This window comes from Vibrio sp. 2134-1, assembly GCF_033339495.1.
In genome coordinates this window covers 312,844-325,308 of the sequence record NZ_JAWOUS010000001.1, presented here as the reverse complement: position 1 = coordinate 325,308, position 12,465 = coordinate 312,844, and the positions used below count along the sequence as shown (strand labels likewise).

Genomic DNA, 12,465 nt, shown 5'->3' with positions numbered 1-12,465 from the left:
ATGCCACATATCAATCAAATAACCAACGTAGGTCAACAAAAATGGTTGGAACAGACACTGAACATAAATTGTTAGAGAAATGGTAAGCGTACTGATGATCATCATCCCCCATCACAAAAATTTCTACGTAGGGTTCATCATGATTAGTGAGCTATTGTTTCATGGCTTCTTTAAACACTTGATTCCAATCTTGTTTCATATCGACAAATAGCCAACCTTGCTCTTCACCTACTTTAAACGATTTATCTAACTTACCAACATGAGAATCTTTATCATACGCCCATTCGCGCTTGTCATCCGTGTGATGGATAATCGCAGAAAATCTTGGACCTGAACCTGCTTTCGTCCACTCTAACATCTGTAAATCACCATCAGAATTACCAAACGCCATTACCGGACGTTTGCCAATGAAGTTTTGGATCGTCACAGGCTTTACTGCTTTGTCATTGACAAAGTCTATTTCCGGCATACGTTGGATGGTAGGTTTTCCATCAACACTTTGATATTCCGCCTTTAACGTCGTTCCCACGATGTTTTGCGTTGGAATGCCGTATACTTCCGGCGCCCAAACGCGCATAAATTCAATTCCGCCTCCAGAAACGATGTAGGTCTGATAGTCGTTAGCTCTTAAATAGTCGAGCAGTTCGAGCATAGGTTGATAGACCATTTCAGTGTATGGTCTACCCGTTGTTGGATGGACAGCCGTTTTCAACCATTCCTTAACTTCTTGATGAAACTGTTCAGCAGACATTCCAGAATGGGTTGCCATAACAAGCTTCATTACACCTTCGAGTCCTTGTTTACCAATCCCCTCCATGTCACCTTTTAATGCGGAAGCAAAGGGTTCGGTTGTCTTCCAATCAGGATGCTCAGAGGCCATTTCTTTTACTCTATCGATCGCAAAAAACAACTGTAGATAAACAGGCTTTTCTGCCCAAAGTGTTCCATCATTATCAAACGTCGCGATTCGTTGGCTTTCAGGCACATAGGAATCCGAACCTTGGGTCGTTGTTTTCGTAACAAACGCCATAATAGCTTGCTTAGCGTCAGTGTTGTTCCATGACGGAAGTGGATCTTGCATATCAGCAGCAACAGCGTAACTAGACAGAGCAAAACCTGTTGCTAAGACAATCGCCTTTAACTTTATAGCCATCTTAATTCCTTATATTGAGGTGCTAGGTGCGAATCCAATCAAAAGTATAGTTCAATTGAAACAGGCGCATATTGAACTGAAATATGCAACGGCCACCAAAAAGTGACAATGTCACCAATCTAGTCCACTATTTTATTAAAATAGAAACATGGAATTTAACGATTAAAGTTTAAATTCATTGGCTTCAACTGATGTAGGGGCACTTTTACGTCCCTTTTTCTGATTGAGCTCTTCAATAACATAGTCGGGAGCGACCTTCGTTAGCTCTGTTAAACAGTCATCCGTTTTAGGGTTGCCGTATCTAACATAGATGTCACACACGGCATACAATTGTTCTGGAGCACCGGATATCAAATACGCTTGCTCAAAAGCGTTGACAGACTTCTTCAAGTCTAACTCTTCTTGCAGAACACCATTTAAGTACCAAAAGTAACTGTTTGTCTTTGCCATCGTCACAGCTTTGTCTATTTCAAACGCCGCTTCTTTCTTTTTGTCTAATCTAACCAAAGCGAGAGATTTAGAATAATGCAGCGAGGCATCTTCTGAATTTAGCTTGATACCCTCGTCAAGCACGTTGATAGCTTTCTGGTCTAGCTGTTGCGCTCGGAAGTTGTCTGCGTAGCTTAACCAAACTTGAGGGTTGTTTGGCTCAAGCTTAGTTAACTCTGGGTATATCAGCGCCGCTTTATCCCAATCACGATGCCAACGGTAAACGTCTGCAAGTAATAACTTGGAAACATTATCGTTCTTACTGGACAAGTGTGCTGTCAGCTCTGAAACAGGCCCTTCAAGTGACTGCTGTTGCTCTGAACTCAAATTGGCGTAATCTCGAACGAGGTTAATCGCGGCTGTAATTCGCACCATGGCGGCGTCATCACTCAATAATGGTGAAATCAAACGCCAACGGTGCTCAATCATATATGGCTGTGCTCCCACAATCGCAGCTTCGCGAATACCTGCATCTTCATCCTGCAACCCACGCGCAACTGCAACCAATGCATTTTGGCTTGGATAGTTGGCTAACTCACGTAAAGCATCAATACGTTTTTCTGAAGACAACTTTTTATTTTGCGAATCATAAGACAGCTTTTCGACTCGTTGCGCCGGTGTCATTTGAGCTTCTTGTGGAGTCACAACCGTTGTCGGCGATACTTGATCTGGGTCTAGCAATGTTGTTTCTTGTGCCACTGCTGCTTGACTCGCAGCAATGCCGATCGAGATCACGAGTAATGATTTAGAGAGCAGCTTAATTTTTTGCATTCAATAACCTATATTCTTTCATTTCCGGGCCTGTAGCAGGCGTAGTGACTATCTTAAAACTTCGTTTCAAACACAGTCTGTGTTTGAGTAGCTTGCTGGCGTAGAATCTGGTCACTGTATTTACCGTGAACCACTGGGTTACCTGTTGCTCGTAAGATGTACGCCATCGACTGATCAACATGGGTAAAAAACTTCTTCCAACCCGCGCAGAGATAATTAAGACCAGGCTCACCTTGCCTAGTACGGATAAAACGGTTTTTGGGACATTCTCCAAAACATGCAAATTGATAATCACATTGAAGGCACTGTTGGGGCAGCGTACGACTTTTAGCAAACCCAAATTTCTGCTGCTCAGAGCTATAAGCGAGCGTATCGAGCTTTTCGTGATGAATGTTTCCAACCTTATATTCTGGGTACACGTAATGATCACACGCAAACACATCACCATTAGGCTCCATTGCTAAGCCTTTCCCGCAGATTTCACCTAACGTACACAGTGGGTTTTTTCTGCCCATCCAGGTTTCGATACTGGCTTCAAAGTACTGAACAAACACGTTGCCGATATCGTGTAAAACCCATTCATTGAAAATCGCGATCAGAAAATTTCCCCATGCTTCATCCGCAACGCAAAAAGGCTCAACAACGGCATCTTTATGACCTGGGATCAACCGTTTATCTCCTTGTTTTAGTTGCTCGTTTGGCTCCCAGGTTTGAGGGGCGGTTGTTCTGAATGTTTTCTGCTCAACTATTGGAATAAACTGCATTTGAGGGGAGCGTACTTCATCTCGCAAGAATCGGTAAACTTCAAGTGGGTTACGGCTGGTCAAGTTGTTAACACAAGTGAGCGTAGCAAACTTTACTTCGTGCTTATGTAATAATTCAACCGCATTCATAACTTGCCGGAATGTGCCTCTACCAGCTCGGTTTGTTCGATAAGCGTTGTGCATCATTTCTGGGCCATCAATGCTTAAACCGACGAGAAAGTTGTTCGCCTTTAAAAACTCACACCATTCATCGTTAAGCAGTGTGCCATTAGTCTGGAGATCATTGGAGATCGTAATACCATCGGGACGGTATTTATTCTGTAGCTCAACAATTGTCTTGAAATAATCCAAACCTAGCATTGTCGGCTCACCACCCTGCCAAGAGAAAATGATTTCAGGTGTATTCTGTCCCGCTATATATTGACGGATATAGGTCTCGAGCGTTTCCTCATCCATGACTGGTGAGCAGCCTGGCTTGTACTCAAGTAAATCTTGTTTGCTTAGGTAGTAACAATAGGTGCAATCGATATTGCACACTGCACCGATAGGTTTCGCCATGACATGTAATCGCTTGGATGCTTTTCCATTGAACTGCGGACCTTGAGTTATGTGCATTCATCACCTTCTTAGTTGCTAGCCTGCGCCCAACGGCGTTAAGACTAATCATTAAGTTAATCGCCTAGTGTGATGATAATGTTCAATTATTCGTGGCGCTTGTTATAGTGTGTATAACTGTTTTTCATAGACTTGCCTGATAAAATTTTTTGATCATAAATGTTGATGGAGCTCCCCTATGAAGCATTCCAAAAGTAATACTCTTTACCTTGGTGCCACTATTTCGATTTCGCTAATTATCACTGGATGTGCAACAACACAACCTAGCCCTCTTGCTCAAAAAATCGATCAAGATATGGTTCTTATTGAAGGTGGGCAATTTATGATGGGCTCGGATAATCCATCAGCAAATAAATCCGAGCGCCCGGCTCGCACCGTTCGCGTGGATGATTTCTATTTGGCAAAATTTGAGGTAACCCAAGAGTTATTCGAATCGGTTACAGGCTCTTCTCTGAGTTATTTTAGAAACCCAAATACGCCCGTGAATAACATTAGCTGGCAACAAGCCAATTATTTTATAAAGAAATTGAATGAAAAAACGGGAGAGCACTATCGTTTACCCACAGAAGCAGAATGGGAGTTTGCAGCGAAAGGGGGGAATCTAAGTCAAGGATTCACTTACGCGGGGTCTGATGATATTAACGACGTTGCCTGGTATGCCAGTAACTCAAACAATAAGGCACACAAGGTAGGTCAGAAAAAACCGAATGAGCTTGGCTTATACGATATGACGGGTAATGTTGGTGAGTTTGTTATTGATGCGTTTGATGAAGGCTATTACAAATCAGCACCAAGTGATAATCCGGTAAACGCAAAAGATGAAAAAGAAAGCCTGGCACACAAGTCTGTACGAGGTGGTAGCTTTGCCTATGATGCTGACGAATCCGAAAACTATCGTCGCGATTTTGCTAGCCAGTCAGTCATCATGTCCGACATGGGGCTGAGATTAGCGAAAGACGCTGATTAAACTAAGTAAGAAAAAAGTGGAGCGATAAAAGCTCCACTTTTGGTAATTAGCTCCTATTGACCCCAACAATAGAGGCTTTAAGCTGATCAATAGCTTGCTTAGGTGCATAGTGACTAAGCTCTTGTATGCACCTATCGAAAGCAAAAGCGACAGCACCTTTTTTATGATTTCTCGCTAGAACCTCGCATTGAGCAAACAAGTGTTGTGGATTGCCACCGACTTCAAATGCTGTATGCAACGCTTTACTGGCTTCTAGAACATCGCTTTTTTCTAAAGCTAGACCGTACACGTACCAATAATGCGCATTAGTTTCACCAACTTCGGCGGCGCGTCTAAGTAGCTTTTTCGCATCATCGGCTTTGCCTTGACGTAACAAAGAAAGACCTGCGCTGTATGGTAATGTGCTGGATTTAGGTTGAGCTTTCATCCCTTGTTGTAGCACCGTGAGCGCAGCTTCTTCTTTACCTAGGTGACGATACAAATCTGCTAGGTTAACGTAGCTATTTTCGAAATAGGGTTCGATGCTGATCGCTTGTTTATACAGCTCGGCCGCTTTGTCAATTTCACCTAAGCTGCGGTACACATTCGCCAAATTGGTTCTTCCGAAACCACGATCGGCATTAAACTCTTGAATTTCCATGTACTCTTCTAAAGGCGATTTAGTGATATCTTTTTGTAAAGGGGTCATTTGTGCGTAGTTCGCTACCAGCACCGAGGCAGCTTCCGCTCTCACTGAAAGCACTGGGTCACCAAGCAATGGCTCTAGAATCCGCCACCGATCATGAAATTCATAACCAGACGAGCCTGAAATTGCCCCTAATCGAACCATTTCATTCTCATTCTTAACGGCCCTAGCCAAAGATACTGTTGTATTTTGGTCAGTGTTGCCCCCCATTCTCTCCAGGGCTGAGGCGCGAATAATGTCTTTTAAAGACGAATCCTGAGCAGAGTATGCCAACGCATTTGCTGCTCCTTGATGACCAATTGAATCCGCATAAAATGCGACAGCAAAATGTTGTTGATTACGATACTTCGAATTCGGGTACCATTCTGCTATCTGTTCATCGGCCCATTGATTGCTTTTATCTTCATGGCATGACATGCAAACATTGGGCGTTCCAATGTGTTTGCTCAAATCCGGTCGTGGAATATGCCAACTGTGGTCTCTACGAGGATCGACTTGCATGTAAGTCGTTTCTGGCATGTGACAAGCCGTACATTGCGATGCTTCAGATCCAGCCTTATGAAAGGTATGCTTTTCAGGTGTATATTCCGATGCAATATGGCATTGCGAACATACTGCCTCTTCTGGGATCGTTAACTCTGCCGTGTGTGGATCATGGCAATTAGTGCACGTGACCCCCTTCTCCGCCATTTCAGATTGAAGAAACGAACCATAAACATAATCTTCGTCGTAAATCTGTCCATCATGATAGTAGAGTTCAGGTGTTATAAGACTTAAGCGATATTTATCAAAAAAAGAACCTTTAACATGATCACCTGTTTCATTTAACTGGGTTCGGCGACTATGGCATTGAGCGCATGTTTGCACTTGATTGGTTGCTTCAATTGATTTCGGCTGTAACGTACTATGGCCTTCCTCAAACACCCAATCCGACACTGCTTTAGACAAATTTCGATCAAAGCCATAATGGCTGTCATGCTCAAAAGAAGTGCCAGCATTTTTGTATTTCTTGGCCAGTTCTATGTGCTGACTAGCGGGACCATGGCATGCTTCGCATCCCACATTAATCTCTGACCATGAGCTGTTGTAAGTGTTTTTGTCAGCGTCGTAATTCTTCTTTAGGTTCGTTGAATGGCAATCAGCACACATGAAGTTCCAATTTTGCCCGGTATTGGTCCAATAGAATTCATCCGTTGTTGTCGTTTCTGGATAAAGATGAAACCAACGCTGTCCCCCTTCAACTTTAGCTCTTGTGTCCCAAGCAAAAGGAATAAGCTGCACGCGGCCATCTTCAAACTCGACCATGTACTGCTGTAATGGCTCCCAGCCAAATGTATAGCTGATCTTATAGTCACGCCATTGCCCGTCAGCACCTTGAATATTGACCCAAAATTCGTCGCCTTTTTTAAAAAAACGATTAGGCATTCCTTTGTGCGTTACAACATGGTTATCAAAATCACCACGCACAGAGGTTGTACTTGCATGCTTCATGGCCATATCGTGATGTGACCCTTTCCAGGCCTCCACCTCGTTTTGGTGGCAATCTATACAAGCTTGTGTGCCAGCATATTCTGGATTTAAGCCTGAAGGAATATTTGGTTTCTCTGTTAATAACTCTTGAGAAAAAGCCATAAAACTGACAACAACGTTGACCAGCAATAAAATGCGAAACCGGCCTGCCCACTGACTCATAGATATCCTTATATTTATAATGTACAACCTAAATCAATATAGACACTAAATCACTGGTTATACAAATAATTACAAGCAATACATAACGACTTTAGTATTGCTTTAGGACCGTAAAACAAGCGAGCATCCTATTGTTTTTCATTTCCATCCCCTCTTCTACTACGCAATAAAAATAAGGCTCTTAAGTGATCTAAATCTACTTTACGAATCTCTACAAACTAACAGAACAATCCTATTTCTTTTTAATTAACAAATGGTTACAACCTAGCAATAACTTATGGTTATATCGAGTATAAGAGGATTTTTCTATATACATCATTAACTTATGCAGCAACTAAGCATAAGGCTCACTTGTGCTTATCTTTACTCTCAACAAACTGGAGTTTTTATGGCAAATCAATTGAGCAAAATCGCTGTAGGCGCAGGACTGTTAGCGGCGTCCAGTGCCGCTATGGCAGCCGACAAACCGAATATTCTGGCAATTTTTGGTGACGATATCGGCTACTGGAATATCAGCGCATACAACCAAGGTATGATGAGTTACAAAACGCCAAACATCGACCGTATAGCGAATGAAGGCGCGTTGTTCACAGATCACTACGGACAACAGTCTTGTACTGCTGGTCGCGCGGCCTTTATTACAGGTGAAGAGCCATTTCGTACGGGTTTGTTAACAATTGGTATGCCAGGCTCTGACCACGGTATACCTGATTGGGCGCCAACCATTGCAGATCTGTTAAAAGAACAAGGTTACATGACGGGTCAATTTGGTAAAAACCACTTAGGTGACCAAGATAAGCACTTACCGACCAAACACGGCTTTGACGAATTCTTCGGTAACTTATATCACCTAAACGCAGAAGAAGAGCCTGAAACTTATTACTACCCTAAAGACCCAGAGTTTCGTAAAAACTATGGCCCTCGTGGTGTCATTAAGTCTTATGCCGACGGTAAGATTGAAGACACTGGCCCGATGACACGAAAACGTATGGAGCACGCAGATGAAGAGTTCCTAGAGAGCTCTTTGGCATTTATGGAAAAAGCAGTTAAGGCGGATAAACCCTTCTTTATTTGGCATAACGCCACTCGTATGCACGTTTGGACTCGCTTGCAGGAAAAATACCAAGGTAAATCAGGTGTAAGCATTTATGCCGATGGTATGCTGGAACATGATGATCATGTAGGTGTTTTACTCGACAAGCTGGATGAGCTAGGTGTTGCAGACAACACTATCGTTATCTACTCAACGGACAACGGCGCAGAAACCATGACTTGGCCAGATGGTGGCGCAACACCATTCCATGGTGAAAAAGGTACAACTTGGGAAGGCGGTATGCGTGTTCCTCAACTGGTTCGTTGGCCAGGCGTCATTAAGCCAGGAACCAAGATCAATGAAATGATGGCACACCAAGACTGGTTGCCTACATTATTGGCAGCTGCTGGCGTACCTGATGTAAAAGAAAAACTGGCAGAAGGCTACAAAGCAAATGGCAAAGAGTGGCGTGTACATTTAGATGGTTATAACTTCATGCCATACTTTGAAGGTAAGGAAGAAAAAGGCCCTCGTGAGTCGCTGCTTTACTTTACGTCTAATGGTGAATTAAACGCTGTCCGCTGGAATGACTGGAAACTTCACTTTGCAACGCTTGAAGGGAACCTAAGTAACGCAGTTCGTTTTGCTCCGAACTGGCCTAAAATCATCCACCTACGCGCTGACCCATTCGAAAAAGGCCCAAGCGAATCACAAATGTACTTGCGTTGGATGGCTGACAACATGTGGCTATTTGTACCTGTTCAAGACGTTGTGGGAGAGTTCTTTAAAACACTTCCAGAATACCCAATGCAACGTGGCACAGCGATGAACCCTGCTTCACTAAACTACGACTCTCTAAAAATGCAAGAGAAGCTGCAGCAACTAGACAAAGTTGAACAAGAAATCAGCAAGTTTAAGTAAACTAAGTTAACGTTAGTTAATCAGTAACATTAAGCCAGCAGACCATTCTGCTGGCTTATATGTATCGCCACACAGGAACTTACTTAAATCGCCTGTTTAGCCTATACAAAGCGGGCATTGTGAGTACAAACTGAAAAACAAAAAAAGGAGAGCTAACCTGCTCTCCTTTGTATTTTAACCGTGGATAAACTAAGCCACATTAACCGATTTAGCTAAACTGCTACTTTGGAAAAACTCATCATGCAATGCGCAAATCGCGTGCTGGTATTCCTTATCACCGACAACAAATTGAACATTTACATTTCTCAATGATGAGTGCAGTGCAACTGGCGTAACACCATTATTCATCAATGCAAGTACACCTTTTGCCAACGTCTTGTTGGTATCAATTTGTGAACCGATGGCTGAGATAAGCGCGACCATACGACCTTTAATCGAGGCATTCGGATAACGTTTCTCGGCTTTATACAATACTTTGTTTAAGCTATCTGTACTGCCACCTAGATAGTAAGTAATAGAGTTCGCGTTCATCTCTTTACCAACCAAACTTACACGAGCATCGGAGATGATTTCCATCAATTCGTAACTAACGTTATCGGCTTTTCCTACCATTGCTTGGTCAAACAAATGCAGTGCAAATACTTTTTCTTTACCTGCGATGATCTCGACTTTGTCTTCTTCCGGACGATAGCTTGAAGAGATTAAAGTACCTTCGTGTTCAGGTTCGAATGTATTTTTAATCTGTAGCTCAATACCACTTTCACGCAAACCCGCAGCGGCATTTGGGTGAATAGCTTCCATGCCAAGGTTCGCAAGTTGGTCCGCTACGTCATAGTTTGTACTACCAATTGGTAATACTTTTTCAGGGCCAACAACGCGTGGGTCCGCTGAGCTCAAGTGGTACTCTTTGTGAATTACTGCTAAATCCGCTTTTGTTATTGCTGCAATTCGGCTAAATGTCATCTCACTATAACCTCGGTCATAAGTGTGCATTAGGCCCTCTTTACAGTAAGCATAACCTGTCACGATTGGCAGTTCTTTTGATACATCGATATCAGCAAACGCGTCACTGATCGACTCATCAAGGCTTCTTGGCGCTTGATTATCCCAACCAGACAGGTCAACGAACTTAGCGTTAATACCCATATTTTTTAGTTTTAGTGCTGTGTTGTAAGCACTATGTGCCTCACCGATAGACGAGAGAAACTCTCGAATTTGAGGCAAGTACTGGCGCAACGAAAATTGACCGTACTGACAGGTTTCTAAAATATTCGCGATACAGTTTTTCGCTTCAGCAATGCGGGAGCGAATGAATTTATCCGCACGGATACGATTCATTGGGTCCGCAAAAATATTTTCATTGGTCAGCAACATACGGCTTTCAACGTACGCTAACGCTTCTTCCCATTTGTCGTCGCGTTTCGCGATAAGCTGATAAACGCCTGGTTTACTGGTTTTTTTACACTCGAGCAGCGCATCGGTCATACCACCGTATGCAGATACGACAAAAATACGATTGTATGGCGTTTTGGGACGAAGAATAATATTGTCGAGAACAGCATCAAATGCTGTCATTGATGTACCGCCGATTTTTTCTACGGTAAATGTCATGATAAGCCTTTTTTGATTGGTAACTTTAAAAAGAAAAAAGAAGAGATAGTAAAGTGTGGGGTGGCAAAGCACCCCACCATCATCTTTTAGTCAACGAGAGGATAAACACCGTTTTCATCGTGCACTTCAGCGCCAGTAATCGGTGGGTTGAACACACACGCCATTACCATTTCTTTATTCTTATAAGCTCTCAAGTAGTGCTCATCGTGTTTATCAAGGATGTATAATGTACCTGGTTTGATTGGGTACGTTTCTCCACCTACAACTTCAATCTCACCTTCACCACTCATACAAAACACCGATTCAAGGTGGTTTTGATAGTGAATATGAGTTTCTGTATCTTCATAAATCGTTGTGATGTGGAAAGAGAAACCCATGTTGTCGTCTTTCAACAACATGCGGACACTTTCCCAGTTATCTGAAACAACACGTCGTTCGCTGTTGCGGCATTCATCTAGAGTTCTGACGATCATAATTAAAATCCTTATTAAGATGCTTGTTTGAAATGTTTCGCAGCGATAGTCTCTACTGCATTTTCAAAGATGCTTAGTCCTTGATCTAGCTCTGATTCGCTGATGGTTAGTGGACAGAAGAACTTCACAACTTCATCGTCTGGACCCGCTGTCTCTATCACCATTCCATTCTCGAAACAGTTTTTCGCAATTTCAGATGCCATGTCACCATTGATACATTCAATACCAACCATCATGCCGCGGCCTTTTTTCTGCACAAACATTTGTGGAAAGCGACGAACACAACGGTCAATAACAGCACTTACCTTGTCTGAACACTGCTTGATGTGTGTTTCAAAATCATCGTTTGCCCAGTAAATTTCTAGTGCTTTTGCAGCAGTAATAAAGGCGTGATTATTGCCACGGAACGTACCGTTATGCTCGCCTGGCTTCCACTGGTCAAGCTCAGGCTTAAGTAATACGACAGCCATCGGCAAACCGTAACCACCGATCGACTTCGATAGCGTCACGATATCCGGTTGGATACCAGACGGCTCGAAACTAAAGAAAGTACCGGTACGTCCGCAACCTGCTTGAATGTCATCGACAATCACAAGAATGTCATTGGCTTTACAGATTTTGCTCAAACGTTGTAACCACTCGTTTGAAGCAGCATTTAAACCACCTTCACCCTGCACAGTTTCAAGAAGTACAGCGGCTGGTTTATCTATACCTGCAGAGTTATCATTTAGCATGGTTTCGAACAGCGCGAGACCATCTACGCCAGCGTAACCTTCAAATGGAATACGAGTGACGTTACTTAGACTAGAACCGTTACCTTGTCTGTGATGCTGGTTACCCGTTGCAGCCAGTGCGCCAGCAGTACAACCATGGAAGCCGTTAGTAAACGCAACGACGCTGTCGCGGCCTTTTACTTTTTTAGCCAGCTTCAATGCCGCCTCAACAGCGTTAGTACCTGTTGGGCCCGTAAACTGAACCTTGTAATCCAAGTTTCTTGGTTTAAGGATGTAAGTATCCAACGCTTCCAGAAACGATGCTTTCGCTTCTGAGTGCATATCCAAACCGTGAGTAATACCGTCCATTTCAATGTACTCAAGCAACGCTTGTTTTAGTACTGGATTGTTATGGCCGTAATTTAGAGATCCCGCTCCAGCAAGGAAGTCTAAGTATCGTTCACCTTGTTCTGTTTCTAGCCAGCAGCCTTTCGCTTTACGAAAAACGACCGGGAAATTGTTTGAATATGAGCGTACGTTGGATTCCTGCTTTTTGAAAATATCCATGATGAGACCGT

General features: G+C 43.1%; 9 protein-coding genes. 2 read left to right on the top strand and 7 right to left on the bottom strand.

Annotated elements, in window-relative coordinates:
- Positions 1–151: 151 nt before the first annotated feature.
- From R7R78_RS01510 to R7R78_RS01500, 3 genes are all read right to left on the bottom strand, one after another.
- Positions 152–1,153, bottom strand: a complete 1,002-nt coding sequence (locus R7R78_RS01510; protein ID WP_225472881.1) for an HAD family hydrolase — start codon at positions 1,151–1,153, stop codon at positions 152–154.
- A gap of 162 nt (positions 1,154–1,315) precedes the next feature.
- On the bottom strand, positions 1,316–2,413 hold the full coding sequence (locus R7R78_RS01505) for a hypothetical protein (RefSeq protein ID WP_225472879.1): 1,098 nt from the start codon (positions 2,411–2,413) through the stop codon (positions 1,316–1,318).
- Positions 2,414–2,466: 53 nt separating this feature from the next.
- Positions 2,467–3,792, bottom strand: a complete 1,326-nt coding sequence (locus R7R78_RS01500; protein WP_130546078.1) for an anaerobic sulfatase maturase — start codon at positions 3,790–3,792, stop codon at positions 2,467–2,469.
- A gap of 178 nt (positions 3,793–3,970) precedes the next feature.
- On the opposite strand from R7R78_RS01500, the gene R7R78_RS01495 reads away from it, so the two are divergent.
- A complete protein-coding gene (locus tag R7R78_RS01495) occupies positions 3,971–4,759 on the top strand; it encodes a formylglycine-generating enzyme family protein (protein ID WP_033905216.1) in 789 nt (262 codons plus the stop codon).
- Positions 4,760–4,805: 46 nt separating this feature from the next.
- On the opposite strand, the gene R7R78_RS01490 is transcribed toward R7R78_RS01495, so the two are convergent.
- The gene (locus tag R7R78_RS01490; protein ID WP_225472878.1) at positions 4,806–7,136 is read right to left on the bottom strand and encodes a tetratricopeptide repeat protein; all 2,331 of its coding nucleotides are present in this window, start codon (positions 7,134–7,136) and stop codon (positions 4,806–4,808) included.
- Between the two features lie 388 nt (positions 7,137–7,524).
- On the opposite strand from R7R78_RS01490, the gene R7R78_RS01485 reads away from it, so the two are divergent.
- Positions 7,525–9,090 (top strand): arylsulfatase, encoded by a 1,566-nt coding sequence (locus R7R78_RS01485; RefSeq protein ID WP_005377767.1) that lies wholly within the window; start codon positions 7,525–7,527, stop codon positions 9,088–9,090.
- Positions 9,091–9,279: 189 nt separating this feature from the next.
- On the opposite strand, the gene R7R78_RS01480 is transcribed toward R7R78_RS01485, so the two are convergent.
- From R7R78_RS01480 to ectB, 3 genes are all read right to left on the bottom strand, one after another.
- Positions 9,280–10,701 carry an aspartate kinase gene (locus R7R78_RS01480; protein ID WP_005377768.1) on the bottom strand — a complete coding sequence of 474 codons (1,422 nt, stop codon included), beginning with the start codon at positions 10,699–10,701 and terminating at the stop codon, positions 9,280–9,282.
- Between the two features lie 86 nt (positions 10,702–10,787).
- Positions 10,788–11,174 carry an ectoine synthase gene (locus tag R7R78_RS01475; RefSeq protein ID WP_005377769.1) on the bottom strand — a complete coding sequence of 129 codons (387 nt, stop codon included), beginning with the start codon at positions 11,172–11,174 and terminating at the stop codon, positions 10,788–10,790.
- Between the two features lie 14 nt (positions 11,175–11,188).
- Entirely contained in the window at positions 11,189–12,454 is a 1,266-nt protein-coding gene (gene ectB, locus R7R78_RS01470; RefSeq protein ID WP_170897114.1) for a diaminobutyrate--2-oxoglutarate transaminase, read from the bottom strand.
- Positions 12,455–12,465: the final 11 nt, after the last annotated feature.

Coding starts and splice junctions, on each gene's coding strand:
- R7R78_RS01475 (WP_005377769.1), bottom strand. CDS start 11,174: ATGATCGTCAGAACTCTAGATGAATGCCGCAACAGCGAACGACGTGTT.
- R7R78_RS01500 (WP_130546078.1), bottom strand. CDS start 3,792: ATGCACATAACTCAAGGTCCGCAGTTCAATGGAAAAGCATCCAAGCGA.
- R7R78_RS01480 (WP_005377768.1), bottom strand. CDS start 10,701: ATGACATTTACCGTAGAAAAAATCGGCGGTACATCAATGACAGCATTT.
- R7R78_RS01495 (WP_033905216.1), top strand. CDS start 3,971: ATGAAGCATTCCAAAAGTAATACTCTTTACCTTGGTGCCACTATTTCG.
- R7R78_RS01485 (WP_005377767.1), top strand. CDS start 7,525: ATGGCAAATCAATTGAGCAAAATCGCTGTAGGCGCAGGACTGTTAGCG.
- R7R78_RS01505 (WP_225472879.1), bottom strand. CDS start 2,413: ATGCAAAAAATTAAGCTGCTCTCTAAATCATTACTCGTGATCTCGATC.
- ectB (WP_170897114.1), bottom strand. CDS start 12,454: ATGGATATTTTCAAAAAGCAGGAATCCAACGTACGCTCATATTCAAAC.
- R7R78_RS01510 (WP_225472881.1), bottom strand. CDS start 1,153: ATGGCTATAAAGTTAAAGGCGATTGTCTTAGCAACAGGTTTTGCTCTG.
- R7R78_RS01490 (WP_225472878.1), bottom strand. CDS start 7,136: ATGAGTCAGTGGGCAGGCCGGTTTCGCATTTTATTGCTGGTCAACGTT.